The following is a 26,055-nucleotide window of genomic DNA, read 5'->3' as shown; positions in this document are numbered from 1 at the left end:
ACCGACTCCACACCCCACTTCTCCAGAATCTGCAGAAAGGTCCTCCGTTGACCGGTCCCATCAAGCAGGCGCTCCACAGCGGCGAGCTCGTACTCGGCACCTTCGTCTTCGAGTTCGCGACCACGGGCATCGGCCGGCTCGTGGCGGGCGCCGGAGCGCAGTTCGTCATCTATGACGCGGAGCACACCGGCTGGGGGTGGGAGACCCTCGGCAGGGTCGTGGCCACCACCCGGCCGACCGGCGTCGAGCCGTACATCCGCGTCCCCACCGCCGAGCGCACCCAGATCTCCCGCGCACTGGACGCCGGCGCGCGCGGGATCATGATCCCGATGGTGGACTCGGCCGAGCAGGCGCGGGACGTGGTGCGCTGGGCGAAGTACCCGCCCGACGGGGTACGGGGGGCGGCCTTCGGGGTCGCGCACGACGACTACGCCGTCACCGACAACGTGGCCTACATGCGCGACACCAACGCCCGGACCATGGTGATCACCCAGATCGAGACCGTCGCCGGTCTGGAGTCCGTGGAGGAGATCGCCGCGGTGGACGGGGTGGACGTGCTCTGGGTCGGGCATTTCGACCTGACGAACAGCATGGGCATTCCCGGGCAGTTCGACCATCCCGACTACCTGGCGGCGCTCGACCGGGTGGCCAAGGCGGCGCGGGCCGCCGGTAAGTTCGCCGGGTTCATGGCCGGGAGCAAGGAGGAGGCCGCCATGCTCATCGCGCGCGGGTTCAGGATCCTCGCGTACGGCGGCGACCTGTGGATCTACCAGGCGGCGCTGCGGACCGGGTTGCGCGAGGTCAGGGAACTTGGCTGACTTCGACCACGTCGACCACGTCGGGATCGCCGTCCACGACGCCGACCAGGCCCTGCCCTTCTATGTGGAGCGGCTGGGCATGACGGTGATCGGCGACGAGCGGGCGGAGGATCCCGGGGTGCGGCTCACGTACCTCGACGCGGGCAATGTCATGCTCCAGCTCGTGCAGCCGTTCAGGGACGGGCCCGTCGCCCGCTTCCTGCGCGAGCGCGGCGAGGGGCTGCACCATGTGTGCTTCAGCGTCGCCGACATCGAGACGACGCTCGCGGGCCTGCCGGGGCAGGAGAGCGCCCAGATTTTCATGGGCGGCCGGGGCCGGCGAGCCTGCTTCCTGCTGGGGGAGCCGAACGGCGTCCGCGTGGAGCTGACCGAGCGGGATCCGGTGCGATGAGCCGGGTCATCGTCCTGGACGACGATCCCACCGGCACCCAGGCCGCGGCCGACGTGCCGGTGCTGCTCGACCCGGACGCCGAACTCCCCGCCGACCCGTCGTACTACGTCCTCACCAACACCCGCGCCGTGGAGGAGAGCCGGGCCGTGAGCCTGGTACGCCGGCTGCGCGCCAGGTGCGGCGACGACGCCGAGTACGTCCTGCGCGGCGACTCCACCCTGCGCGGGCACGTGTTCGCCGAGGCCGACGCGCTCGGGGCGGCCGACGGGGTGCTGGTGTTCGTCCCGGCTTATCCCGCCATCGGGCGGGCGACGGTCGGCGGGGTACACCGCGTCATGGTGAACGGTCGCTGGACGGTGGCGGCCGACACCGAGTTCGCCGCCGACCCGGTCTTCGGCTACTCGGCCAGGACCATGACGGATTGGGTCAGGGAGACCGGCGGGCGCGCGGCGACGACGGTCCCTCTGGAGACGGTACGGCGCGGCGGTCTGGATCCGGTGCTGCGCCGGGCCGTACCGGGTGCGGTCGTCGTCCCCGATGTGGAGACGGACGCCGACCTGGCGGCCATCTCCGCCTCGATCGACGCCGCCCGATCCGCGAACGTCCCCGTCGTGCTGCGCTGCGCCGCGCCCCTCGCCGCCATGCGCGCGGGGCGCCTGGCGTACAGGCTGCTCGACCGGCCGCTACACCGCCGCACCGGCGGCACGCTGGTCGTCTGCGGGTCCCACACCGAGGCCGCCGGCGCGCAGCTCGCCGCACTCGCCACCGAGCTTCGTGTTCCCGTACGTACGACCTCCACCGACGCCGCCCTGTCGGAGCCCGAGGCAGAGGGCCGCCGGGTCGCCGGACTCGCCCGCTTCGACCTCGCCGAACGGGGTGTCGCCCTCGTCGCCAGTGAGCGGGTCAGGCACTCCCGGCACAGTACGCTCGGGCACGGCGCCAAGGTCATGGCCGCTCTGTGCGCTACGGTGACCTCGCTCCGTCCGCACCTCACCGCGGTGATCGCCAAGGGTGGCATCACCTCGGCGCAGGTCGCGCGCGACGGGCTGGGGGCGGATCGCGCGCGTGTGCTGGGACCGCTGCGGCCCGGCGTGGCCGTTTGGGAGATAGGCGTACCCGGCGGGGCTACGCTCTCCTACGCCGTCGTGCCCGGGAACGTGGGCGACGAGCGAACCCTGGTGGACGTGGCGGACGCCTTCGGGCTGCTGGGACCTTCGGGTCGACGAGCCTTGGGGCCAACGATGGGCTTGAGGCCGATGAAGCCCTCGGGCTGATGAGGCCTTTTGGCTGATGAGGCCTTTTGGCTGATGGAGGAAGGGAAGACCGTGGCGGAGTCCGAAGGCAAGGCCAGGCGCGCGGGGAGAGCGGAGACGGCGTCCATCTCCCTCGCCGCGCCCCAGCGCGAGAGCACAGTGGTCGACATCGCCAGGCAGCTGCTGTCTCAGCTGCTCTCGGGTCACCTCGCGCCGGGCACCCGGCTGCCGTCCGAGCGCCAGCTGTCCGAAACGCTCGGCGTCGGACGCTCCACGGTCAGGGAGGCGCTGAAGGCCCTGGACGTGCTCGGCATCATCGAGGTACGCCAGGGAGATGGGACCTACCTCAGGCAGAGCACGTCCAGCCTGCTGCCCAGCGCCATCGAATGGGGTCTCATGCTGGGCCAGCCCCAGGTCCTCGACCTGATCGAGGCCCGCAAGCACATCGAGGTGGTGATCGCCGAGCTGGCCGCCGAACGCGCCGACGCCGCTGCCGTCGAGGAACTGCGCGCCCACCTGGCCGACATGCGCACCGCCCAGGACAGCACGGCCTTCGTGGAAGCGGACGTCGCCTTCCACCTCACGCTGGCGCACGCGGCGGGCAACTCGGTCCTCGACGACATTCTCGGCAGCATCCGCTCGCTCCTGCGGGTCTGGATCCGGCGGGCGATCCACGAGGCCGGAGAAACGCAGACCACCATCGCCGAACACGCGGCCGTGCTGGCCGCGATCGAACAGCGCTCGCCGTCGGCGGCCGTCACAGCCATGCGCGGCCACATGGACGCCGCCAGCGGCCGCCTGCACCGCTCCTTGCAGGACGACGAGACCTGAATGATCTCGGTCGGTGCGAGGTGACATAGCGGACAGTCATGCGGTACCTTGATCGACGTCGGTTGAAACGACGGCTGATATGCCGGTTGAGCAGGAAGGGAGCGAGGAGCGTATGACCGCCCGTTGGGTGGCCGCTGTGCGCGGCATCTCCTCCTCTGTCCTTCCGGGCTGCCCGGGAGCCGGTCACTGCCGCTGAGCTCGGCCGTTCTCCGCGGGAGCCCTCTCTTCCGATGAAGGGTTCCGTTGAACACCACACCGCTCGACATCACGCCGTTCGACATCATCACGCGGGCGGAAATGCCCGAAGACGCCGCCGCCATCCGCGCGGTGAACCTGTCGGCCTTCCCCACCCCGCTGGAAGCCGACCTCGTCGAGGCGCTGCGCCTCGACCCGGCCTGGATTCCGGGCCTGTCCTGGGTGGGGGTCGCCCCTGACGGGGAGATCGTCGCCTATGCCCTCCTCACCCGCTGCCACGTCGGGCAGGCGCCCGCGCTGGCCCTCGGGCCGGTGGCCGTGTCGCAGGCCGTACAGAAGCAGGGGGCGGGCGCGGCAGTGACCCGGGCGGCCCTCCAGGCGGCCCGCGAGCTGGGCGAGAGTGCCGTGGTCGTGCTCGGGCATCCCGAGTACTACCCGCGCTTCGGGTTCACGATCGCCTCCGGTCACGGCATCGGCGTGTCCTTCGACGTGCCCGACGAGGCGTTGATGGCCATGTCGCTGGACGGGAGCCCGCTGCCGGCGGGCACGATCCGGTACGCGCCGCCCTTCGGCGTGTGATCCCGCGCTGAGTCAGCGCTGAAAAAGCCCGCGCCGCCGTATCAGCAGAGCTGGTACGGCGGCGCGGGCGCCCGCGTTGGCGGGACCGGCCACGGGGAGGGGCCGATCCGGAGCGCGGGCTGGTTCCGTCGCGAGGGCCTCCCGATATTCGCCCTCGTGGCGGTGGTCGGTTACTTGCCCTCGTGACGGCGGTCGTCGCGGTGGTCGCCGCCGCGGACGACGGTGAACTGGGCGGTGGCGGTCCTGTTGCCGACCTTGACGGTGACCGTCTTGGCGCCGAGCTTGGCCTTGGCCGGTACGGTCAGCGTCTTGGTGACCGTCCGCTGGTCGAGCGACACGCGGTAGCTCTTGCCCTCGGGGCTCGTGATCGTGGCCGCCTTACCCGCCGACGCGCCCTTGACCACGATGGTCACCCCGTAGGAGGCGCCCTGCTTGACGCGGGTCGGGTTGACCGACACGTCGAGGGAGGTCCGGCGCTCCTTCAGGTAGAGGGTGGAGGTCGTGGTCTCCCGCTCGTGGGCGGTGGAGGTCGGGCGCTTGGGCCGGGCGTTCTCGTCCGTCGCGGTGGGGCGGCCGGTCTTGACCGGTGCGGTGGGCTTGGTGGTCGGGGTGGTCTTCACACCCGGCGTGACCTTCTGGGTGGTCTTCACGCCCGGCGTGACCGTCGGGGCGGGCTGCGGCTGGCCGCTGTCGGCGAAGGCGCCGCCCGCGAACGGCAGGGCGACGAGGGCGGCACTCGCCAGGGTCACGGTGAGGGGCTTCAGGAAACGCACTGAGATCAACGTCCAATCCTGGATGACCCGGCCGCATCCCGATGAATTCGGCCCCCGAAGGTCATCCGCACGCCCTGAACTCTGCCGACGCCACATGAGAGATGTCTGATATGCCGCTTTGTTTTATCTATGTCGGGTTGACATAAATTTTGCGGTCGCGCCGGCGGCGAGAGTGCGTCGACCGCGTCGGGCATGGCCGATGGCCACGACCGCCCAGATGCCGCGCGCTCTCGGGCCCGTGCGGCAGGGGCAGGCGGCGCTTCTCGACCTGTCGGGAGCCGGTGTCCAGGCGGCGATTTTCCGTTCCCGCAGGCAGGCCGCAAGATCTCCCATTTTTCGGGAGGGAGTATGAGAGGCCACGTGCTAGCGTGGCAGCTGTTGCAGTTTTGGTACCCACGAACTTTGCGCGCCCGACGGGTTCCGCCCCCGAAGGCGTGTTGTTTTCACCGGTCATTTCCGGATGGGTCATTGCGGCGACATGGGATTCGTGACCTGCGAGTCCCGGCTCTGCGCCTATCAAAGGAGATCGACATGGCGACTGGCACCGTGAAGTGGTTCAACTCTGAAAAGGGCTTCGGCTTCATCCAGCAGGACGGCGGCGGCGCCGACGTCTTCGCCCACTATTCCAACATCGCCACCTCGGGCTTCCGCGAGCTGCAGGAAGGCCAGAAGGTGAGCTTCGACATCACGCAGGGCCAGAAGGGCCCGCAGGCCGAGAACATCGTTCCGGTCTGATCAACGACGTAACACCACGACGAGCCGGGGTCCGCACACGCGGGTCCCGGCTCGCGTGTGTTCAGAAGCGGCGGTAGGTGATCGGGCCGTGTTGGACCGCCACCTCTCCCACCCGGACGTTCGCCCCCGGGTGCGGCGCGTGGATCATCTTGCCGTCGCCGATGTAGATCCCCACGTGGTCGGGCGGGGCGCCGAAGAAGACGATGTCACCGGCCTGCGGCGGCCCTGAGATCGGTTTCCCGCTCGCCTGGTAGCCGGCCGCCGTGGTGTCGCCGATCTTGATGCCCGCCTGGTTCAGCGAGTAGTAGATGAGCCCGCTGCAGTCGAAGGCGTTCGGGCCGTTGGCGCCCCAGACGTACGGCTTGCCGAGATGCTGCCGGGCGGCGTTGACGATGTCGGCGCCGGTGCCGCCACCCGGCACGTACGGCACGGCCTGGGCGACCGCTCCCCCAGATCCCCCGGAGCCCCCAGACCCCGAGGATCCGCCGGACCCGGAAGACGCGGCCACCGGGGCGGACGCGGAGGCGGGGCTGTAGGCGTTGCCGCCCCCGTTCGCACTCGCCAGTGTCGTCTTCTGCCAGTCGGGAAGCGGCGTCGGGTCCCAGTGGACGGTGTGGCCCGGCGCCGGCACGAACGTCTGGTCGCCGGGTGCCTTGATGGCGGCGAACGTCGCCTCCCGCCCGTTCCAGTGCTCGCCGATCGTCTTCACGGCCTTGGTCACGACCTTGTTGACCGAGGTGAGGTGCGTCTTCGCGTCCTCGACCGCGTCGGCGACGGGAGACGCGAGCGCCTTGTCGAACTCCGCCTGCGTGGCGTCCGGATTGTTGGTCTTGTAGGCGCGGGCCTTGTCGAGGACGTCGCCGCAGATCCCGCGTACCTTCGAGGCGGCCGTCTCCAGCGCCTGGGCGACGTCGTCGAGAACCGTCGCGCTGTCCGTCAGTGCGTCGTGGAGCGCGCCGCCGGCCGTGGAGTAGCGGCGCATGTACTTGTCGAAGGCGTCGGCGGAGTCGCCCTGCCAGGCCGTGTTGACGCCCTTGACCGACGTGCCGAGGCGGCCGACGTACTCGCCGGTCTTGCCGCCGGCGCCGCGCCAGCGCTTGGCCACACCGCGGATCGAGCCGGGATCGCCGCTGACGGACTTGAGGATGGCCGCGAGGCCGCTACCGCCGGGCAGGTCGCCGAGCTCCACGCTTCACTCCTTGATCACACGCTTGAGGCCTGGTTGGCCGTGTGGACGTTGTCGCGTACCTTCTCCAGCGCCCGCTCGACGCCCTGGAGCTTGTTCTGGACGTGTCCCAGCTCGCCGGAGACCCCGGTCTCGATCTTGTCGAGGAGAGCGGCCAGCGAGGAGGAGCCGGTCAGGTCACCGAAGATCGAGGAGTCGGCGGTCTTGGCCGGATACCCGCCCGCGAGGTCGGCGAACTCCTTGGACAACCGGTTCGCCGCCGACTGGCAGTCTTCGAGCGCCTGGCGGTGAAGGTCGACCTTCGCCATCAGCGATCCTCCAGGGGTACGGGACCGACGGTGACGCGCCGATCAAACTGCGCATCCCCCATAAGTAGCTGATCGTATCGGTAAGCCCCTAATTCATCGCTAAATGCCCGACATCGGGCGGCTCGCCCTAACGGGTCAGCTCCGGACGCCAGGCCAGGAGCACGCCGAGGGTGGCGTACCCGATGATCAGGTGTGTCCCGCCCACCCACCGGGCCGCCTGCTCGCCGAACACGATGAACAGCGGGACGGTCACGACGGCCCAGCTCTCGGCGATCAGCGGCCACCAGCGCAGCGGCCCGCGCCACCGTCCGGCCACCGCGAGCTTCACCGCGATCACCATCATGCCGAGCATCGACAGCGGCCAGAAGAGGTCGAGGATCGCCAGCAGCGGACCGTCCTGCTGGGGCTCGGGCAGGACGCCGTGCAGCAGCGACCAGACGCTGGCCAGCGCGAGCAGCACCACCTCGACCCGGAGCATGCCCCGGGAGATCCGGGTGAGCCCGGTGGCCTGGCTCCTGGCCTGCACCGTGAGCAGGGCGAACACGCCGCCCTGGAAGAGGAGCCCGGTCAGGTCACCGACGCGCTCCTCGAACCCGGTGTTCTGCGTCCCGTACAGGAAGATGCTCGTCGCCCAGGCGAGCGTGCCGGCGGTCAGCGACAGGCCCAGGCCACGCACCATGCCGAGCGAGAGCGGCGGCTTGCCGGTGATGGGCGGTTCGCCTGAGACAGGCATGTCGGTGCGGGCTTTCGCGGGTGTCGTGGTGATGTGCGGATCCATGGTGATCTGGTCCTTTCCACAGGGTGGTGAGCAACGAGGACCAGCTTCCGGGTGGGCAGACCCGGGCAGGCAGGGCCCGGTGTCCCGTTCCTGTCCCGGGACTCCTGTCCCGGGACAGGAACGGACAAATCCGGTGTAATGCTTCACGTGATGAAGACTCGGGCGCTGGTCATGCCCGTTCTGCTGGCCGCGGTCGCGGTGGCGATCACCGTGGCGACGGTGGCGCTGGACGTCCGGGCCGCCGCCGTGCGGATCCCGCCCAACGCCGAGCTGGATCCGGGCTGGTCCGCAGCGCTGTCGGGGCTGGCCCTGCTCGGGCCCGGTGTGCTGCTGCTGCGCCGGCTGCCCCGCCACCCGGTGGCCTGGGTGCTGACCGGGTTCGGGCTGTTGTGGCTGATGGACGGGCTCGCGGCGAGCTGGGCGGTGTACGGCGTCTATGTCGCGCCGGGCACGCCGGGAACCGCCGCGGCGTACTGGTTCTACGCGTGCTTCGGGGCGTCGCTGCTTCTCGGGCTGCCGCTGCTGATCCTGCTGTTCCCGGACGGGCGGCTGCCCTCGGCCCCGTTGTGGCGGTGGCTGTCCAGGGCCAGCCTCGCACTGACCGGGTCGCTGACGGTGCTGCTGTCGCTGGCGCCCGCGGCGGTGATGGAGCGTTTCCACCAGACCGCGCTACCGCCGGAGATTGACCGCCTGGAGTTCGACCTGTTCGCCGTCCCGCTCCCGTACGCGGTCTGGGAGGTCGCGCTGCGGGTGGCGTACGTGTCGGTGCTGGTGAGTGTCGTGGTGCCGTTCGCGGTGGTGGTGCGCCGCTACCGGGCCTCCGGCGCCGAGCGGCGGGCCCAGATCCGCTGGCTGATGTGGGCGGCGCTGGCCGACATGCTCGTGCTGCTGTTCCCGCTCCGGCTGCCGCCGCAGGTCCCCGCGCTGCTGCTCGGGCTGTCCATCGCGGTCACCTCGGGCGCCGTGGTCGTCGCGGTGACCAAGTACCGGCTGTACGACGTCGACCGGCTGCTGTCGGCCACCGTCACCTACGCCGTGCTCGCGGCGCTGGTCGTGCTGGTGGACGTGGCGGTGTTCACCGTGGCGGGGAGCGTGCTCGGCGAGCGCGACTCGGCGCTGGCCGCCATCGCGATCGTCGCGGTGCTGTACGCGCCGCTGCGTACCTGGCTGTGGCGGGTGGCCCGGCGGCTGGTGCGCGGGTCGCGAGACGATCCGTACGCCACGGTCTCGACGCTGGCCGAGCGGCTGGAACTGGCCACCGACCCGGACGAGCAGCTGCTCGCGGTGGCCAGGACGCTGGCCGAGGCGTTCCGGCTGGCCTACGTCAGGGTGGAGATCGAAGGGCCGGGCGGGGAACGCTCCGTGGTGGAGCACGGCTCGCCACGCGGGCCGTCGGTGTCGCTGCCGGTCGCCTACCGGGGCGAGGTGGTGGGGCTGCTGGTGCTGTGCCGTACCGACCTCACCGAACGCGACCAGCGGCTTCTCGGCGATCTCGTACGGCAGGCCGCCGCGGCGGCGCGGGCCAGCGAGCTCAGCACCGACCTGCAGCGCATCCGCGCCCGCCTGGTCCTCGCCCGGGAGGAGGAACGCCGCAGGCTCCGCCGCGACCTGCACGACGGCCTGGGCCCGAGCCTGGGGGCGGTGGCGTTACGCGTCGAGGCGGCCAGGAACCTGGCGGCCACCGCGCCCGCCGAGGCCGACCGCATCCTGGCGCAGACGGCCGAGGAGGTGACCGGTGTGCTGGCCGACGTACGCAGGCTGGTGCACGACCTGCGCCCGCCCGCCCTGGACGAGCTGGGCCTGCTGGGCGCGATCGAGCAGCAGGCGGACCGCTTCCGGTCGGCGGGGCTCCGGGTCATGGTCGGCGGCGACGAGCGGCTGGATATGCTGCCCGCGGCCGTGGAGGTGGCGGCCTACCGGATCGTGTCCGAGGCGCTCACCAACGTGGCCAGGCACGCGAGCGCGACACGGTGCGAGATCACGCTGACCGTGCGAGAAGGAAGGCTGGACGTGGAGATCCGCGACGACGGCGTGGGCATCGGGGTCGACGTGGTGGCCGGCGTCGGCATGCTGTCACTCCGGGAGCGCGCCGCCGAGCTGGGCGGCGACTGCCAGGTGAGCTGCCCGCCCGGCGGCGGGACGCTGGTCGGCGCGCGGCTCCCGCTGGAGCAGGCGATGGAGACGGCCGGTGTCTGACGAGACGATCCGGGTGCTGCTCGCCGACGACCACCCGGTCTACCGTGACGGCCTGGCGGTGCTGCTGGGCTCGATTCCCGGCATCGAGGTGGTGGGCACCGCCGCGAACGGCGCCGAAGCGGTCGAGCGGGCCGCCGAGTCGCAGCCAGACGTGGTGGTGATGGACGTACGGATGCCAGGGCTGGACGGCATCGAGGCCACCCGGCGGGTCGTCGCCGACAGCCCGCACATCGCGGTCGTGGTGCTGACCATGTCGGAGGAGGACGCCACGCTGTTCGCCGCGATGCGCGCGGGAGCCCGCGGCTACCTGCTCAAGGGGGCGAACCAGGCCGAGATCGTCCGCGCGATCACCGCGGTGGCCCACGGCGAGGCGATCTTCGGCCCGGCCGTCGCCCGTCGCGTCGCCGACTTCTTCACCGGCAACGCGACCGGGCGCTCGGACGACCCGGCCTTTCCGCAGCTCACGCCCCGTGAACGGGAGATACTCTCGCTGGTCGCGGCGGGCCGTTCGAACGCGCAGATCGCCTCGGCCCTGTTCCTGTCGCCGAAGACCGTGCGCAACAACGTGTCGAACATCTTCGCCAAGCTGCACGTCGCCGACCGGGCCGAGGCGATCGTCCGGGCGCGGGACGCGGGTCTGGGACGATGAGCCGATACGCCGCTCCCCCACGTCTGTTGAGCCGATTCGCTGCTCCGTGCGTCGTAGGGGTATGAGAATCTTGCGGATCGCGCTCATCGTGGTCTTGAGCACCGCCCTGAGCGCCACCATGGCACCCGCCGCATCGGCCACGCCCGTCGCCAAGAAGGTGCTGGTCGAGCTGCGCGAGCAGGGCGGCTTCGCGGGCTTCGACAACCGGGTGATCGTCTACACCAACGGTTGCGTACGCCTGAGCCGTCGTACGGGCCCGACCGTGGACAAGTGCCTCACCCGCGGCGAACAGCGCAAACTCCACCACGACCTGAAGCTCCTGCGCCTCGGCCACTCCCAGGCCAAGCCCCAGGGAGCCGACTTCCTCAAATACACCCTCACCTACCGAGGCCACCGCGTCAGCCGCTACACCCTGACCGCCACCTGGACCCCGGTGGTACAGCGGATGGAGCGGTTTCTCGTGAAGTACTGGGCGCCGGACTGACAGATCGCCACAGATCACCTGATTCCTCGTAAGATGCGGGCATAGGTGAGGAGGGTGCAGGCGTGACCGAGCACGAGCCGCCCGCGGGGAAAGTCGACCCGACCGTCCCCAGCGTCGCCCGGATGTACGACTACTTCCTGGGCGGGAAGGACAACTTCTCCGCCGATCGCGAGGCGGCCGAACACATCATCCGGATCAGTCTGGAGACCGGCTCCGACATCCGCGAGATCGCCCGAGCGAACCGTGGGTTCCTCATCCGCGCGGTGGAGGAGGCGGCCAAGGCGGGTGTGCGGCAGTTCCTCGACATCGGCACCGGTCTGCCTACCCAGAACAACGTGCACCAGGTCGCGCAGCGCGTCATCCCGGACGCCAAGGTCGTCTACACCGACAACGACCCGATCGTCCTGGTCCACGCCCGTGCCCTGCTCGCCGACAACCCCGACACGGTGATCGTCGAGGGCGACACGCGCGACCCGAAGGCCATCCTGGACGCCGCCGCCGCGCACCTCGACTTCAGGCAGCCGGTCGCCCTCCTCGTCGTCGCCGTGTTCCACTTCCTCGCCGACGACGAGGAGGTGGCCCGCATCGTCCAGACTCTGCGCGAGCCGCTGGCCTCGGGCAGCTACCTGATCATCTCGCACGGGTACATCGAGGAGAACGAGGGCATCCCGGCCAGGCTCGCCGAGGCCCAGGACGTCTACCGGCAGACCAGCTCGGGGGCGATGACCTGGCGCGACCGCGACACCGTACGCGGCTACTTCGACGGCCTCGAACTGCTCGAACCGGGCGTCGTACCCGCGCAGGACTGGCGCAACGACGAGCAGTACATCCCGGCCAGCCTGGCGAAGGGCGGCGTCCTGGGCGGCGTCGCGCGCGTCCCGTAACCGCACGCCCCGTACGTCAGCCCGCTTCCGGTAGCCGTACGTCAGCGCGCGTCTCGTAACCGCACGTCCGTCAGTACGGCGGGGCGATTCCCGAGCCGGGCTCCTCGACCTCGGCCAGCGCTCGGAACAGCAGCGCCACCCCCACCGCCCCGGGATCGGCGACACCCTTGGCCCGCTCGCCCACGTAACTGGCGCGCCCGAGCCGAGCCCGCAGCCCGGCCGTGCTCCGGGCGCCGTCGGCGGCGGCCGTGGCGGCGCGGGCGAAGGCTCCGGCCCCGTCCGACTCCAGCGCCGCGACCGCGGGCACGAGCGCGTCGACCAGGGTGCGGTCGCCCACGTTGGCCTCGCCCACCCGCTGGATCGCGGCCAGCCCGGCAGAGGCGCCCGCGGCCCAGCTCGGCACATCACCGTCGAGTGCCCGGCCGATCTCGGTGAACAGCAGCCCGAACAGCGGCCCGCTCGTGCCCCCGACGTCGTCGAGGAACACCCGTCCCGCCACGTCGAACCCGTGCCCCTCCGCGCCGGACCGGTCGAGCTCGTCGATGACGCGGCGCAGCCCGGAGCGCAGGTTGTCGCCGAAGTCGCCGTCCCCGCTGAGCTGGTCGAGCCGCGTCAGCTCGGCGTGGGCCGCCTCCACATCGGCGGCGTAGCGGCGGAGTACGGGCGACGCGGTCATCGGTTCTCCTCAAGGCGGACGAAGGCGGGTGTCATGGCCGGGGCCCGCCACCAGCGGTCCCAGGACGGGTCGAGCCGGGTGAGGGTCAGCGAGAAGCCCGCCATGTCGAGCGCGGGCACGTACGTCCCCACCAGCGAGCCGCGCACGCCCAGCCCGCGCGCCGACAGCTCGCCCGCCACCTGGTCGAAGACGCCGTACAGCTCCAGCTGGGTGGTCCCGCCGAGCCCGTTGACCAGCACCACTAGGTCGTCGGGGCCCGGTGGCAGACCGGCCAGCAACTCGTCGAGCATCCGGGTGACCAGCTCGCCGACGGGCGGCCTGGTGATCGTCTTGGCCGCCCGCTCGCCGTGGATGCCCACGCCGTACTCCAGCTCGTCGGGCCCCAGCTCGAACGAGGGGGCGCCGGTCTGCGGCGAGGTCTGGGCCCGTGCCGCCACCGCGAGGCTGCGCGAGGCGGCGGCGAACCGCGCGCCGAGTGCGGCCAGCTCGTCGAGGCCGAGCCCCTCGTCGGCGGCGGCACCGAGGAGCTTCTCCACGATGACGGTGGCGCCGGTGCCCCGCCGTCCCGTCGCCGTCTCCGCGCTCTCGGTCGCCAGGTCGTCGTCGACCAGAACCCGGCGGACCTCGATGCCGTCGTGCCGCAGGCGTTCGGCGGCGATGCCGAAGTTGATCCGGTCGCCGGTGTAGTTCTTCACGATGTGGATGACCCCGCCGGGACCGGCGGCGGCCCGGCTGGCCGCCAGCACCTGCCGGTTGTGCGGCGAGGCGAACACCTGCCCCGGTGCCACCGCGTCGAGCATCCCCCGGCCGAGGAACCCGCCGTGCAGCGGCTCGTGCCCCGAGCCGCCGCCGGACACCAGCCCGACGGTCCGGCGCGGATCGCGGTCGCGGGCCCGCAGGAAGACCGGGTCCTCGCTGAGTTCGACGAGGTCGGCGTGCACCCGCGCGAACCCGCGCAGGGCGAGCGTCACGGGGTCGCCTTCGGCGAGGAACAGGCTCATTGGATCGCCTCCTTGGCGGCGGGCACTCCACCGAGCGCCTCACGGTCGAGCTCGCCCGAGCCCAGCCGACCGGCCGCCAGGCTGGACAGAGCCGCGATCGCGATCATATAGACCACGAGGTAGGTCCAGTGGCCGCCCCCGGCCGCGAGCAGCGCGGTGCCGGCCAGCGGGGCGAGCCCGCCGCCGAGCGTGGCCCCTACCTGCTGGGTGACCGACAGGCCCGTGTAGCGCACCTGAACCGGGTAGAGGTTGGCGAACAGCGCTGCCTGCGCGCCGTACATGGAGCCGTGACCGACGGCCAGGCCGAGCACCATGGCCAGGGTCATCAAAGGCAGGCTGCCGGTCTGCACGAGCAGGAAGAACGGCACGGCGAGCAGCAGCTGGAACACCGCGCCGCCCACGTACACCTTGCGCCGGCCGATCCGGTCGGACAGCGCCCCGAACAGCGGCAGCGTGAAACACTCGGCCAGGCACGCGATCAGCACCGCCATCAGCACCGGCCCGCGCGGCAGACCCAGCTCCGTGGTGACGTAGGCGATGGCGACCACGTAGTAGACGTTGAACAGTCCGCTCTCGGCCACCTTGGCGACGATCGACAGCAGCACCTTGCCCGTGTAGTCGGCGAACAGCTCCTTGACCGGCAGCTTCCGCACCTCGCGCTCGGCCCGCATCTTGACGAACTCGGGGCTCTCGCTGATGCGCAGCCGGATGTAGAAGCCGACGGCGACCAGCGCGATGCTCGCCAGGAACGGCAGGCGCCAGGCCCACGACTCGTACGCACCCGCCGGCAGGAACGCGTCCAGCGCCGTGACCAGGGCGACCGGCAGCAGCACACCGGCCGGGGTGCCGATGTGCACCAGTGAAGTGAAGAAGCCCTGGCGTCGCTTCGGGCTGTACTCCAGGGCCATCAGCACGCCGCCGCCGTACTCGCCGCCCATCCCCAGGCCCTGGATCAGCCGGATGAGCACCAGCAGCAGGGGCGCGACGATGCCGATCGACTCGTACGAGGGAATCAGCCCGATGGCGAAGGTGCCGGTGCCCATCATCAGCATCGTGGTGATGAGGATGTTCTTGCGGCCCAGCCGGTCACCGAAGTGGCCGAAGATCAGGCCGCCGAGCGGGCGCGCCAGATAGCCGACGAAGAACGTGGCGAACGCGGCCAGCGTGCCGACCAGGGGGATCTCGGCCGGGAAGAAGACCTTGTTGAAGACCAGCGCGGCCGTCGTGGCGTAGAGCGTGAAGTCGTAGTACTCCACGGTCGTGCCGAGGGCGCTGGCCCAGACGACACGTTTGACTGGCGTCCCGCTCTGCATTGGACATCCTTTCATGTCCGAGTGATAATCTAATGTATCAGACACTAGATTTAACATGGCCGCAATAGCCGCGCCACGAGGAGGATGTCGATGAGCGACCTGGACCTGCACGGGATGATCTCCACGGTGGTGACCCCGTTCGACGAGAACGACGAGGTGGACCTCGATCTACTGCGCCAGGAGGTCAAGTACCTGCTGGAAGCCGGGGTCACCGCGATCTGCGCGTGCGGCAGCACCGGGGAGGGCCAGACGCTCTCCCTGGAGGAGAGCCGGGACATCTGCCAGGTCGTGGTCGAGGAGGTCGCCGGGCGGGTGCCGGTGATCGCCGGAGTGATCCAGAACTCGACGGCCCAGGTGATCCGTTATTCGCTGGCGCTGAAGGAGGTGGGCGTCGACGCGTTGCAGATCACGCCGGTGCACTATGTCTTCGCGCCGTCGGCCGAGGAGACCGTGGCGTACTACCGCGAGATCGGAGCCGCGGTGGACCTGCCGATCGTGCTCTACAACGTGGTGCCGTGGGCCCTCGTACCCGTGGACGTGATCGAGCGGCTCGCGGCCGTTCCGCAGCTGGTGGCCATCAAGCAGAGCGGCGGCGACATGCACCTGCTCGTCGACCTGCTGGCCCGGGTACGCGACCGGTTCACCATCCTGGCGGCGCTCGACGACCTGCACTACCCGGCGTTCGTGCTCGGCGCGCACGGCGCGCTCGCGGCCATCCCGACCGTCACGCCGCGGCTCAGCGTCGACCTGTGGAACGCCATCCAGGACGGCGACCACGCGCTCGCCCTGACGCTGCACGAGCGTATTCTCACGGTGTGGCGGGCGATCGACGGACCCAACCTGCCGGCCACGCTCAAGGCGGCACTGGAGCTGCAGGGCCGCAACGGAGGACGTCCCCGAAAGCCCTTCGCGCCGGCGAGCCCCGCCGAACGCGAGCGGATCGCGGTGGCCCTCCGCGCGGCTAATCTGATCGACTAGACATCACACATCTGCAGGGAGAGATCGTGCCGGGTCAGTCCGTCAAGCTCTCGAAGGGTTCGTCCCTGGTCGTGGATTCCATCGCGGACCAGCTCTACGGGATCCTGCGCGACCGCATCACCAGCGGGGTCTACGCCCCCGGCTCCCGGTTCGACCCGAACTCGGTGGCCACGGAGTTCGGCGTCTCGCGCACGCCGGTCCGCGAGGCGCTGGCCCGCCTGGAGCACGACCAGCTCATCGAGACGCGGCCTCGGTCGGGGACGTTCGTGGCCCGGCCGGACGTCACCGACGTCCACGAGGTCTGCCAGCTGCGCAAAGGCATCGAGTGGCTGGCGACCGGCATCGCCGCCGCCGTCATGCCGCTCCCCCGGATCGCCGAACTCCGCGCCGAGGTCGTCGAGGCGCTGGCGTACGCGGAGAAGGGTGACTACGAGCCGTTCTTCGTCAGCGACACGCGCCTGCACACCGAGATCGTGGCGGCCACCGGCAACGAGCGGCTCATCCGGGTCCGCTCCTCGACGGAGCCGTTCGTGCAGTGGCTGCGCGTGCTGGGCGCCACCGGCCCGCACCGGATCGCCGGCTCCACCCGCCGCCACCTGGAGATCCTCGACGCCATGGCGGGCCGCGACGTCGCGGCGGCGCAGGCGGCGGCCGCGATCCACCTGGACGAGGTCGAGGAGTGGACGGTGGCCGACATGGAGTCGCACGCCATCACCACCTGATGTTCTTGGTAGGGCCTGCACTACCTCGATACGCCAGTGAGCGGGAGCGATCTGGAGGGGTGTCGACTCGTAACGTTCTTGGCATGACAACGCTCCGGCACCGCATCGCCACCGACACCCGCTACGCCCTGCTGGGTTTCCCCACCGCGGTCATGTCCTTCGTCCTGGTCCTGACCGGTGTCGCGGCCGGAGTGGGCAGCGCCGTCGCCTTCGTCGGCCTGCCGATCCTGGCCGCGGCCGCCGCCATGGCGCGTAACTTCGCCGACGTCGAGCGGGTGCTGCTGCCCGACGTGCTCGGCCGCCGCGTCGCGCGTCCCCGCTACCGCCAGGCTCCCTCGGACGCCGGCTGGTTCCGCCGCACGATGAACCCGCTGACCAGCGGGCAGGCGGTGCTGGACATGCTGCACGCCGTCATCGCCTTCCCCCTCGCCATCGCCACCTTCGTCGTCACCATCGTCTGGTGGGCGGGGACGATCGCCGGCCTGACCTTCCCGCTCTACGGCTGGATCATCGCCGGCCTGCCCGAGTTCCACGGCGGGCTGCCCGAGCTGCTCGGCCTCGGCAGTGACACCACCACCTTCGTGGTCTTCAACACCGTGATCGGCGTCCTGTTCGCACTGACGCTGGTGCCGGTCGTGCGCGGCGCCGCCCTGATCAAGGCCAACCTCGCGCAGGCGCTGCTGACCCGCCCCGCGTACGACGAGCGCCCCGCGACCGTCCGTGCGCACCGGCTCGCGGCGGCCGAGTTCTGAGCCGCGTCATACGGTTTCGGTGGATTGAACACGGTCCGTACGATCCCGGTAGATTGAACACGGTCCGTATGGAGTCCCAGCCCCGGTGGTTTGAACCGGGGCCAGGTGCGGGCCGTACATCATGAGGACAGCTCAGGACGCTCCCACGGGCATGTCGCGGAGGTATCCGTGCCGGTGAATCGCCAGCTGTTCGTGAGTGGCCTGGCCTTGGCCATGGTCACCGCGTGCAGTGCCTCCGGGACGTCACCCCAGGCCGGTGCCTGGTCGGTGAGCGCCGGGCCCCGGGTGAGCGCCGCACCGGCGCAGCCCACACTGACGGAGGACGGGGCCGAGTTCGTCCTCAACGGCTACCGTGAGCGACTGCAGCAGGCCAGGAAACGGAACGGATCCGGGCTGCAGGAAACGAGCGCCGGCCTGGCGTTGGAGCTCGACCGGGCCGTCTTCCGGCTCGCCAGGCTACGGGGTGACCGGCTCGGCACGCTGCCCCGCCTCACCAGCACGCGTTTCGTGATCCCGAAGAACCCCGGCGGCGCCCGCTGGTTCCTGGCCGAGATCACCGAGCAGGGCAGGGACTACCGGACCCAGCTCATCCTCCAGGAGACCGCCGACGGCTGGCGCCTGGTCGCCGGATCGACCACCCCGCTCCAGGCACCCGCCCTGCCGATCGCGGTGGACGACGAGGGACTGGCGACCGCGGTGGCCGCCGACGACACCGAGAACCTCGCCGTCGCCCCCCGCGCGATGGCCGCCGCGCACGCGCGCTCCCTGGCCACCAACGGCAAGGACACGGAGGCCAAGCGCCTCCTGGCCGCCGGCCCCTACACGACCCAGTCCGCCACCGCCCGGCTCGCCGACATGCGCCTCCTGCGCGGCCAGTGGGACGTACGCGACCGCACCCAGGTGGTCCCGACGATCTACGCGCTGCGCGCCTCCGGAGGAGGGGCCGTCGTCTGGTACGGCGTACGGGAACAGCAGAGCTTCACCGCCCGGCCCAACGCCGCGACACTCTCCTTCACCCGGCCGGAGCCCGCCGTGCTGAGCGGCAAGAAGGAGTTCCGCAACCGGGTCATCCTCGTCCAGGCCACCTGGTTCGCCGCCGTCGTCCCGGCCGCACCGTCGAAGAGAACACGTGTCGTCGCCGACTGGACCGCCCAGATCAGCGTTACAGGCGACTGACCGTGCTGCACAGGAGAGCCGAACTCAACAGGCAGTCGCTTATGGGGCAGCTCTTCGCCCAAACCGGCCTGCCTTCCGCATACCGGCCATACGCCGCGTTCACGTCGGCAGTTGCCGCTCGCCAGTCGCCGGCGGTCCGTTGGCTGTAAAGCAGTACATGCCTTTCGCACCGGTTACGCACAGGGTGAGGGTGCCAGGGAACCAGGCGCATGAGCGTAATGGGCCCGAGAGCCGTACAACGGTCAGGCTGCTCGCACGATGCGGATCCCACAAACGGACCAGGCCGTTCGTATACGCCGCAGCGATCAGTGAGCCGTCGAACGAGATGGCGACGCTCTCTATGGCGCCGTCGCCTTCTGAGAGCACGCACCTGAGGGAGCCCTTGACGTCCCACAGCCGCATCTCACCGTCGGTGTCGGCCGAGACGAGCCATGAGCCGTCGGGTGCGATCGCCACCGAGCGGATACCGCTCTGATGCCCACGCAGTTCGCCACGCAACGAGCCATCCTCCTCCCACAGGAGCAGCGCACCGTCCTCCGCGGCCGTCACCCACCAGGCGCCATCGGGTGCGATCGCGATGGAGCTCACCCACAACCTGCTACCGGTCAGCACACGGCGAGTCTCCCGATAGTCCACATCCCAGACGCGCACCGAGCCGCTCCAGTCAGCGGCGGCGAGCCACGACCCGTCCGGTGCGATCGCGACGGCGGTTGCACCGCCTCGATGTCCAGCCAGCATTCCTCTCTGGGAACCGTCCGGGGCCCAGAGGCGCACCTGGCCATCCCATCCCGCGGATGCGAACCACGTGCCGTCCGTTGCGATGGCGACCTGGCTGGTCCAGCGGCCATGCCGTCCCAGCAGTTCCCGCGAAGCTCCGTTCGCATCCCAGAGACGGACGGAGCCGTCACTACAGGCGGACGCCAGCCAGGTCCCGTCGGGCGAAACAGCGACCGACCTGACGTCTACGCCATGGCTGGCGGATCCCATTCGCCAGAGAGCTTCGGGCTTCCAGATCTGGAGGCTGCCGTCCAGCCCTCCAGACACGAGCCAGGCACCACGGGGCTCGATGGCCAGTGCCGACACACCGCCGCAGTTGCACTCGGCGACACGCCTTCTCGTCGCGTCAGCCGTCCAGAGACGAAGAGTCCCGTCCATGCCTCCGGACACGAGCCACTCACCGTCAGGTGCTATGGCCACCTTGCGCACCACTCCCCGATGTCCCCACAGAACGGCACGTTCGCGGCCGTCGGAGTGCCAGAGCTGGACGACGCCCAGGTCACCGACCGCGGCGAGCCATTGCCCGTCAGGCGATATTGCCAAGTCCCGCAGCCGCTGAGAACGGTCGAAGATCACTCGGCTGATGCCACCCCCTTCGTCCCACAACCGCACTGCACCGTCCGAATCCGCTGAGGCCAGCCACGGCCCCATCCCCGGAATGGCCACTGCCTGCACCTCGCCCCTGCGGGCATACAGGCGGCCCTGGCGAGAGCCGTCGACTCCCCATAGCAGAATGCTTCCGTCGTTTCCCGCGGACGCGAACCAGGAGCCATCCCGGGAAATGGCTATCGAATTGACCGCATCCTGGTGGCCTCGCATGGACACGACATCGCCGCCACCGGCCGCGACCACGTGCACGACGCCTTCGCTATCGCCTGCCACCATCCAATTCCCCGTAGGCGCTATGGCCACCGACGTCATTCCGGCGCACTGAGCGATCAACGTCGTTTGCTGAAGCCCCTCCACACTCCATCTGCTGAGCACCCCATCCAATCCAGCCGACGCGAACCAGGATCCCCCGGAGGCGACGGCGATGGCGGCCACGCTGGATCTGTGCCCGCGCACGGCCAGCCAGGGATCGGGAGACTGGTCGGGAAAGGGCCATCGCGGGCTCAGGTGCCAAGCCGCCGACGACTCGACATATTCTCTAATCCCTTCGGATAGTTCGGGCATGTCATGCAAGCGGGTCACCAGCGTCGCGGCCACGACCTCGACGGGATCCGCCGGGTCGAAGAGATGAATGTTCTGCAGAATTACGCTGCAGAGCTTGTCTGCGAGAGGCGTCCGCAGCTCCGACAGGTCCTTTTCGGCCGCCGACACACCGGAGCGGGCCACCCTGCCGCTGAGCCAGCGTAGGTCGCAAACGATTTTCTGCAGCTCATCGGCCAGCGCAGCCTCCTTGAAATGATAAACAAGGTTTTCCCAGAAGTAGTCCGAGCCGACCAGCACCGACCACCATCGACGCTTTCCGGATGCGTCAGCCGAGTTAACCGGGAGGGCCTCCAGCAGGCGAGTGTTGCAGCGGACCACTTCCTCCGCGGTAAGCGCCACACGAGCGTACGCGCGGACGGTCGCGTGCAGAACGAGAAGTTGGCGCCCATGGTTCCACTTTCTCGACACCAGCGACAGTTCTTCCAAGCGCTCACAGAGCTGAACAGTCTCCGGGGATGTGAGTTGGCCTGTCTCAGACCAGAGAAGCTCAACAACTTCGATGGGCACGTCCGTGTTCTGCGGAAAAATGGACAGCTCCAGGAAACGCTCTCGCTCTTGGGGCTCAAGAATACCGAGACTGTATTCCATGGTGTCGGCGACTAATCTTTTGCGGACGGTTCGCGACCGCATGTCGAACGCGGCCGGGCCTTTCTCGCGCAACCGCCCGATAGCCTGGTCGACGGCCAGGCTGATGTCTCCGCCTCGCGCCACCTCTTCCCGCAGGCGCCGGTTCATCAAGCTCAGCAGCAACGGCAGGCGACCTGCGACATCTAGCAACTTGCCTTCCGCACCCAGCGGCAGCACCGGCAGGCCGTCGCATAGGATGCGGGACGCCGTGCCCTCGAACAGATGGTCGACGCTCACTGGGCAGGCGTAATGGGGCACCAGAGCACGCACCTGGGTGGTGAACAACAGGCGATACGTCGACTCATTGGGCAGAAACAACTCCAGTTCCTGGTCGTCCCATACATCGTCGACGACCAGCAGAGTCATCTTGCGGTCCGCAAGGGCTCGCTTCAGGTAGTGGCTCGCCTGCTCCGGATCTGAGGTCACCGGACGCAGCTCGCTTATTTCGGCGACCGCGCCATTGATGCGCTCCACGAGATCCAGGCCGCCTTTGTCACGCCCCAAGGTTATCCAGAGTACTCCGCCCTTGAAATAGCGGCGAACATCGGGGCTATAGCACGCGGTTGTGGCCAAGCTGGTCTTGCCGGCACCCCCATGGCCGAAGATTGCCACGACGCACGCATCGTTCGCAATCCTTCCCGGACCCTTCGGCTCGCCCCAAGAAGCGATGAGCACGCGCTTACCTACAGGCGGGAAAATACGTCGGCGAACCGTCTGGGCGATTCGACTCAGAGGCGCGAACCTCTTCGACCCCTTCGTTAATTCCGTGATGACCGTCTCTAGCTCGGGTCGGTCGATCCAGGATTCCCGTACCGGTACGCTGAACAAGGCTCCGACAGGACGTCGCTCCTGCAACCGCGGGATCGCCCAGGTCAGACATCCGATTGCCAGGGCAAGAATGAGAAGACCCGCTATCCAGATGCCCTTGTAACCGACCACAGCGGCCGGAAGGTAATCGCTGACCACATTGACCGGCAGACCTATCATGATCCCGAGAAGGGTGGCGACAACCAGCAACAAGCTGGGAAGTCTGTTCTTGGGACGTACCATTGGCCACCTAGCCACGCGCACGATACACAGATGACGCATCTTATCTTGCACAACAAGACAGCGCAGCCAATTGACGGTATGCGAATTCAATCGAATCTGCCCATATGTGGACATTGCACCTATCGGTGCCGCATTCGTAGATCTTGGTATTTTCGGGGAACGCGGAAGGAGGCGGTCGCATGGTGAGTGAGTGATCTGTTTGCCCACCAACTATCTCGTTATGTCGTGGGATGCCGAGCTTCGGGTCCTACTACTGTCACCAGCACCAGGTCGGCTACTGGGCGTGCCTGTCGATGTGTCGCTCATCGTCGTTCCTCCTTGTCCTCCTCGGCGCCGTACGCGGCGTAGCGTTCCTCCGCCCAGGGGAATCGCGGTGCGGTACCACCGGTTCACCGGACCTCTATGATCTTTGATGCCCGGCCAGTAGTTTTTGCTCATGACGCCCACGCAGCTTCGCGCGTTCGCGGCCGTGGTGCGGCTCGGGTCGGTCAAGCAGGCGGCGGCCGAGCTCGACGTGTCGGAGGCGGCCGTCTCCCTGCATGTCGGCCAGCTGCGCAAGGAGCTCGGTGACCGGCTGTTCACCAGGACCGCCGCCGGGCTCGCGTTCACGCCCGGCGGGTTGCGGCTGGCCAGCAGGGCGGCGGAGCTGCTGAGCCTGCAGGAACGTACGATCATCGAGGTGAGCCAGGCAGGACGCGGGCGCCGGCTGTTACGTGTCGCCGCGGAGAGCCTGTTCGCCGAGCACGCGGCGCCCGGCCTGATCGGGTTGTTCGCCGGGCGGGCCGCCGATCTCGACGTGGAGCTGAGCGTGCACGACCCTCGGCGGTTCGGGTCGTTGCTGCGCGCGCGGACCGTCGACGTGGCGATCGGCCCCAGCCCCGGGGGCTACGTGGACGAGACTCTGTCCTGCAAGCCGTTCCTGAACTTCCAGCTCGTCGTCGTGTGCGGGCCCGAGCACCCGCTCGCCGGGCGCGACGTCGGCGTACACCAGCTTCGCGACCAGGTGTGGCTGCTCGGGCCATCGGCCGCGACCGACCTCGGCGCCGTACCGACGATGCTGCGCAAGCTCAACGTGCCCGAACACCACCAGCAGATCTACCAGAGCCACGCCGCGGCGCTGGAGGAGGCGCAGCGCAACAGCGGCGTGGCGCCGGCGATCTCGTTCGCGGTGGCACCGGACCTCGCCAACGGGCGCCTGGTGCGCGTCGCCGGGCCCGCCCTGCGGTTCGACGGGGGCTGGGTCACGATGACGCTGGCCGAGGGCGGCGTGGCTCCGGCGGCGGCCGAGCTGGTCAGGTTCGTCACCACGCCACGCGCCACCCAGGCGATGCTGCGCGGCCCTGGCGTGAACGTGGGCCGCTTCCGCCCGTCCATCCACATCACGTTGTGGAGTTGAGCGTCTCAGTGCTGTGAACGAAGAGCCGGGAGCTGCAGGGCTTCGGGGTGAGCGGCGAAGTAGTCGGCGATCGGGGTGGGCTTGCGGCCGGTGAGGTGTTCGACCGCGTGCGTGGTCACGTCGAACCAGCCGTCGCGCTTGTACGTCCCCAGGCCCGTCCATCCCTGAACGTACATATCGGGGAGCCCACGTTCGGACAGCGTCGCGGCCAGGCCGGCGTCCGAGACCTGTTCACAGCGGATCGGGCGGCCGGTGACCTGGGCGAGCGCGTCGGCGACGTCCGCATCCGTGACCGCCTCCGGGCCAGTGACCTCGAGGAGTTGCCCCTCGCAGCCGCCCTCGGCCAGCACGGCCGCGGCGACGGCGGCGCTGTCGTCGCGGGTGATGTGTCCCACCCGGCCGTCACCCGAATTGCTGGGCAGCACCCCGGTGGCGGCGGCGATGGCGGGCAGGCCGACGAGGTTCCACATCTCCGGCCACTGGTTGAACCGCAGCGCCGTGAACGTCAGCCCTGACTCGGCCAGCAGCCGCTCGGTCTCCCCGTGGTTCTGGATGAGCGCCTGGGGCTGGCCCGGCTCGCCCGCCCTGGCGAACGACGTATAAATCACCTGCCCTACCCCCGCCTCGACCGCCGCCTCGATGGCGTTGACGTGCCCGCGAGGCGCCCCGATGAGCGAGCCCATGCTGATCATCAGCAGCCGCTCCGCACCCTCCAGCGCGCCGGGCAGGCTGGCTGGATCGTCGAAGTCGGCGTACCGGGTGGCCACCCCGAGGTCGGCGACGGCATCAGGGGTACGGGACAACGCCACGACGCGGGCGGCGTCCACCCGCTGGAGAAGGTGCCCGACGGTGAGGCGTCCGAGCTGCCCGGACGCTCCGCTGACCACGATCACGATAAATCCCCCTTGGAGGTCGATGTGCGTACCCTGATCTTTGGCCAACCGGTGAAAGGTCCGAAAGAAGGCACATTCATGTCCACTGCAGCCATCACCGTCCCTGTCACGGTGGCTGAGCACGAGAACTGCCCCGCGACCAGCGTGCTGCGCCGGGTTGGTGACAAGTGGAGCGTCGTGATTCTGTCGATCCTGGAGCGCGGCGCGCACGGCTTCAACGAGCTGGACAGGTCCGTGGAGGGGCTCAGCCGCCGCATGCTCACCCGTACACTGCGCGCCCTCGAAGAGGATGGTCTGATCAGCCGCACGGTCCATCCGAGGGTCGCGTTGCGCGTCGACTACGCGCTCACCGACCTGGGCCGCTCCTTCCTGGGGCCGGTACGCGCCTTGGGCCTCTGGGCCGTCGCACACCAGTCCGACCTAGAAGCCGCCCACAGCAGGTAGTCCCTCCGCATGCTCATTCGGTGAGGGTCATGGCGGAGAGGATCTCTCGGGCAAGGGGCAGGCTGGAGGCGGCGACAAACTTGCGTCGGTGGTCCATGGCTTTCCGGATGTTGTCCATGGTGCCGAACCCGTAGTCCAGTGGAATGGGACGGCCTTCGAGGTCGAGGACCACCCCTCCGGCCGCCTGGAGGATGTAGTGCCCTGGGGCGAGATCCCAGGTGGCGAAGCCCTTGACGAACTCGACCATCGCGTCACTGAAACCTGCGGCGATGTGGCACAGCCCGATCGAGCCGAAGTCAACGCCGATCCTGCCTCGGCTCACACCGTCTTGAGAGAGCTGGCCCAACTGCTCGATCAGGCCAGTCTGCTGGGCAAGCGGAAGGAAGCGCTCGGCAGGCTTCATGGAGTAGTTCGTGATCAGTGACTCTGGCAGTCGAGCAGACCGGTTGAGTCGCAGTGGATAAGACGTGCCGTCCTGGGTGAAGACGAAGGCTTGCTCTTGCCCGGCATCGTCGCGGGCGGCGGTATAGATCTGGAGGTGGTGGAAGATGTCGCCCACTACAGCCGCGATCGGGCGGGCGAGGCTCCGCGAGTAAACCAGGACATGCGTGTAGCCGTACAAGGCCCGGACAGCCAGCTCACTCGTGTCGAGCGGATCGACCAGAACACATAGGTCTGGGTCTGGATCGTCGCCGATGACCTGCGGGGCCGCCTCCTCGGAGGCGTAGACGTACGAAGGAAGAATCTGTGTCAGGAGTTCCCGATAGCGCCTGTGCATCCACAGGTCGTACTCCGACAGGAAGTTGTCGGCATGTCGAAGGTTCTGGCTCTCTGACCGGTCTCCCGATAGTGCAGCTTGGATCAGCCGGGGGCGGATCTCGCGGATGACCGTTGCCACAAGGTCCGCAAGCTGCCGGACGATGCCGGATAGAGAGGGCTGGGACGTCACGATGAGCCTCCGCGCGGCAGTAACGGCGT

26 protein-coding genes are annotated in these 26,055 nt (G+C 69.3%); 16 read left to right on the top strand and 10 right to left on the bottom strand.

Translation table 11 applies throughout. The annotated features are described in order from the left end of the window. Positions 1 to 47: 47 nt before the first annotated feature. From ACQP2T_RS02830 to ACQP2T_RS02810, 5 genes are all read left to right on the top strand, one after another. Positions 48 to 818, top strand: a complete 771-nt coding sequence (locus ACQP2T_RS02830) for an HpcH/HpaI aldolase family protein (RefSeq protein ID WP_433514630.1) — start codon at positions 48 to 50, stop codon at positions 816 to 818. Beyond that, complete coding sequence (locus tag ACQP2T_RS02825) at positions 811 to 1,209, top strand: VOC family protein (RefSeq protein ID WP_357939157.1); 399 nt, start codon at positions 811 to 813, stop codon at positions 1,207 to 1,209. Before ACQP2T_RS02830 ends, ACQP2T_RS02825 begins: the two co-directional genes overlap by 8 nt. After that, entirely contained in the window at positions 1,206 to 2,483 is a 1,278-nt protein-coding gene (locus tag ACQP2T_RS02820) for a four-carbon acid sugar kinase family protein (RefSeq protein ID WP_433514629.1), read from the top strand. Before ACQP2T_RS02825 ends, ACQP2T_RS02820 begins: the two co-directional genes overlap by 4 nt. A 51-nt stretch (positions 2,484 to 2,534) precedes the next feature. After that, positions 2,535 to 3,293 (top strand): FadR/GntR family transcriptional regulator, encoded by a 759-nt coding sequence (locus ACQP2T_RS02815; RefSeq protein WP_433514628.1) that lies wholly within the window; start codon positions 2,535 to 2,537, stop codon positions 3,291 to 3,293. Positions 3,294 to 3,590: 297 nt separating this feature from the next. Further along, a complete protein-coding gene (locus ACQP2T_RS02810; protein ID WP_433519701.1) occupies positions 3,591 to 4,067 on the top strand; it encodes a GNAT family N-acetyltransferase in 477 nt (158 codons plus the stop codon). A 170-nt stretch (positions 4,068 to 4,237) separates the two neighbouring features. On the opposite strand, the gene ACQP2T_RS02805 is transcribed toward ACQP2T_RS02810, so the two are convergent. Then, positions 4,238 to 4,849 carry a hypothetical protein gene (locus tag ACQP2T_RS02805; protein ID WP_433514627.1) on the bottom strand — a complete coding sequence of 204 codons (612 nt, stop codon included), beginning with the start codon at positions 4,847 to 4,849 and terminating at the stop codon, positions 4,238 to 4,240. Between the two features lie 522 nt (positions 4,850 to 5,371). Between ACQP2T_RS02805 and ACQP2T_RS02800 the strand changes: the two genes are divergently transcribed. After that, positions 5,372 to 5,575 carry a cold-shock protein gene (locus ACQP2T_RS02800; RefSeq protein WP_433514626.1) on the top strand — a complete coding sequence of 68 codons (204 nt, stop codon included), beginning with the start codon at positions 5,372 to 5,374 and terminating at the stop codon, positions 5,573 to 5,575. 61 nt (positions 5,576 to 5,636) lie between these two features. Here the strand turns inward: ACQP2T_RS02800 and ACQP2T_RS02795 are convergent, their stop codons facing one another. From ACQP2T_RS02795 to ACQP2T_RS02785, 3 genes are all read right to left on the bottom strand, one after another. After that, positions 5,637 to 6,764 (bottom strand): NlpC/P60 family protein, encoded by a 1,128-nt coding sequence (locus tag ACQP2T_RS02795; protein WP_433514625.1) that lies wholly within the window; start codon positions 6,762 to 6,764, stop codon positions 5,637 to 5,639. 14 nt (positions 6,765 to 6,778) lie between these two features. Beyond that, a complete protein-coding gene (locus ACQP2T_RS02790; protein WP_397297685.1) occupies positions 6,779 to 7,069 on the bottom strand; it encodes a hypothetical protein in 291 nt (96 codons plus the stop codon). 127 nt (positions 7,070 to 7,196) lie between these two features. After that, positions 7,197 to 7,847 (bottom strand): hypothetical protein, encoded by a 651-nt coding sequence (locus ACQP2T_RS02785; RefSeq protein WP_433514624.1) that lies wholly within the window; start codon positions 7,845 to 7,847, stop codon positions 7,197 to 7,199. Positions 7,848 to 7,997: 150 nt separating this feature from the next. Between ACQP2T_RS02785 and ACQP2T_RS02780 the strand changes: the two genes are divergently transcribed. From ACQP2T_RS02780 to ACQP2T_RS02765, 4 genes are all read left to right on the top strand, one after another. After that, positions 7,998 to 10,043 (top strand): sensor histidine kinase, encoded by a 2,046-nt coding sequence (locus ACQP2T_RS02780; protein WP_433514623.1) that lies wholly within the window; start codon positions 7,998 to 8,000, stop codon positions 10,041 to 10,043. Next, positions 10,036 to 10,692: a response regulator gene (locus ACQP2T_RS02775; RefSeq protein ID WP_433514622.1), complete on the top strand. Its 657-nt coding sequence runs from the start codon at positions 10,036 to 10,038 to the stop codon at positions 10,690 to 10,692. Before ACQP2T_RS02780 ends, ACQP2T_RS02775 begins: the two co-directional genes overlap by 8 nt. Before the next feature lie 61 nt (positions 10,693 to 10,753). Then, on the top strand, positions 10,754 to 11,176 hold the full coding sequence (locus tag ACQP2T_RS02770; RefSeq protein ID WP_357939139.1) for a hypothetical protein: 423 nt from the start codon (positions 10,754 to 10,756) through the stop codon (positions 11,174 to 11,176). A gap of 62 nt (positions 11,177 to 11,238) precedes the next feature. Further along, the gene (locus ACQP2T_RS02765; RefSeq protein ID WP_433514621.1) at positions 11,239 to 12,060 is read left to right on the top strand and encodes an SAM-dependent methyltransferase; all 822 of its coding nucleotides are present in this window, start codon (positions 11,239 to 11,241) and stop codon (positions 12,058 to 12,060) included. A 70-nt stretch (positions 12,061 to 12,130) separates the two neighbouring features. On the opposite strand, the gene dhaL is transcribed toward ACQP2T_RS02765, so the two are convergent. The 3 genes from dhaL to ACQP2T_RS02750 are packed head-to-tail and all read right to left on the bottom strand — an operon-like array spanning position 12,131 to position 15,050. Then, a complete protein-coding gene (gene dhaL / locus ACQP2T_RS02760; RefSeq protein ID WP_433514620.1) occupies positions 12,131 to 12,736 on the bottom strand; it encodes a dihydroxyacetone kinase subunit DhaL in 606 nt (201 codons plus the stop codon). Beyond that, positions 12,733 to 13,737: a dihydroxyacetone kinase subunit DhaK gene (locus ACQP2T_RS02755; RefSeq protein WP_433514619.1), complete on the bottom strand. Its 1,005-nt coding sequence runs from the start codon at positions 13,735 to 13,737 to the stop codon at positions 12,733 to 12,735. Before ACQP2T_RS02755 ends, dhaL begins: the two co-directional genes overlap by 4 nt. Then, complete coding sequence (locus ACQP2T_RS02750) at positions 13,734 to 15,050, bottom strand: MFS transporter (protein ID WP_433514618.1); 1,317 nt, start codon at positions 15,048 to 15,050, stop codon at positions 13,734 to 13,736. Before ACQP2T_RS02750 ends, ACQP2T_RS02755 begins: the two co-directional genes overlap by 4 nt. 90 nt (positions 15,051 to 15,140) lie before the next feature. On the opposite strand from ACQP2T_RS02750, the gene ACQP2T_RS02745 reads away from it, so the two are divergent. From ACQP2T_RS02745 to ACQP2T_RS02730, 4 genes are all read left to right on the top strand, one after another. Then, a complete protein-coding gene (locus tag ACQP2T_RS02745; RefSeq protein WP_433514617.1) occupies positions 15,141 to 16,028 on the top strand; it encodes a dihydrodipicolinate synthase family protein in 888 nt (295 codons plus the stop codon). Between the two features lie 26 nt (positions 16,029 to 16,054). After that, entirely contained in the window at positions 16,055 to 16,750 is a 696-nt protein-coding gene (locus tag ACQP2T_RS02740) for a GntR family transcriptional regulator (protein WP_357939127.1), read from the top strand. An 83-nt stretch (positions 16,751 to 16,833) separates the two neighbouring features. After that, a complete protein-coding gene (locus ACQP2T_RS02735; RefSeq protein ID WP_433514616.1) occupies positions 16,834 to 17,502 on the top strand; it encodes a sensor domain-containing protein in 669 nt (222 codons plus the stop codon). 168 nt (positions 17,503 to 17,670) lie between these two features. Beyond that, positions 17,671 to 18,678 carry a hypothetical protein gene (locus tag ACQP2T_RS02730; protein ID WP_433514615.1) on the top strand — a complete coding sequence of 336 codons (1,008 nt, stop codon included), beginning with the start codon at positions 17,671 to 17,673 and terminating at the stop codon, positions 18,676 to 18,678. A gap of 99 nt (positions 18,679 to 18,777) precedes the next feature. Here the strand turns inward: ACQP2T_RS02730 and ACQP2T_RS02725 are convergent, their stop codons facing one another. Beyond that, on the bottom strand, positions 18,778 to 22,458 hold the full coding sequence (locus ACQP2T_RS02725; protein WP_433514614.1) for an NB-ARC domain-containing protein: 3,681 nt from the start codon (positions 22,456 to 22,458) through the stop codon (positions 18,778 to 18,780). A 322-nt stretch (positions 22,459 to 22,780) separates the two neighbouring features. Between ACQP2T_RS02725 and ACQP2T_RS02720 the strand changes: the two genes are divergently transcribed. Then, on the top strand, positions 22,781 to 23,740 hold the full coding sequence (locus ACQP2T_RS02720; protein WP_433514613.1) for a LysR family transcriptional regulator: 960 nt from the start codon (positions 22,781 to 22,783) through the stop codon (positions 23,738 to 23,740). A gap of 5 nt (positions 23,741 to 23,745) precedes the next feature. On the opposite strand, the gene ACQP2T_RS02715 is transcribed toward ACQP2T_RS02720, so the two are convergent. Beyond that, positions 23,746 to 24,681 carry an NAD(P)H-binding protein gene (locus ACQP2T_RS02715; RefSeq protein ID WP_433514612.1) on the bottom strand — a complete coding sequence of 312 codons (936 nt, stop codon included), beginning with the start codon at positions 24,679 to 24,681 and terminating at the stop codon, positions 23,746 to 23,748. Positions 24,682 to 24,711: 30 nt separating this feature from the next. On the opposite strand from ACQP2T_RS02715, the gene ACQP2T_RS02710 reads away from it, so the two are divergent. After that, a complete protein-coding gene (locus tag ACQP2T_RS02710; protein ID WP_433514611.1) occupies positions 24,712 to 25,077 on the top strand; it encodes a winged helix-turn-helix transcriptional regulator in 366 nt (121 codons plus the stop codon). Between the two features lie 13 nt (positions 25,078 to 25,090). Here ACQP2T_RS02710 and ACQP2T_RS02705 read toward each other — a convergent pair whose 3' ends face one another. Further along, positions 25,091 to 26,026 (bottom strand): inositol monophosphatase family protein, encoded by a 936-nt coding sequence (locus ACQP2T_RS02705; protein ID WP_433514610.1) that lies wholly within the window; start codon positions 26,024 to 26,026, stop codon positions 25,091 to 25,093. Positions 26,027 to 26,055 lie beyond the last annotated feature (29 nt).

Origin of the sequence: Nonomuraea sp. CA-143628 (assembly GCF_050942315.1) — a bacterium.
GTDB lineage: Bacteria > Actinomycetota > Actinomycetes > Streptosporangiales > Streptosporangiaceae > Nonomuraea.
This window is presented reverse-complemented; position numbering and strand designations above follow the sequence as displayed.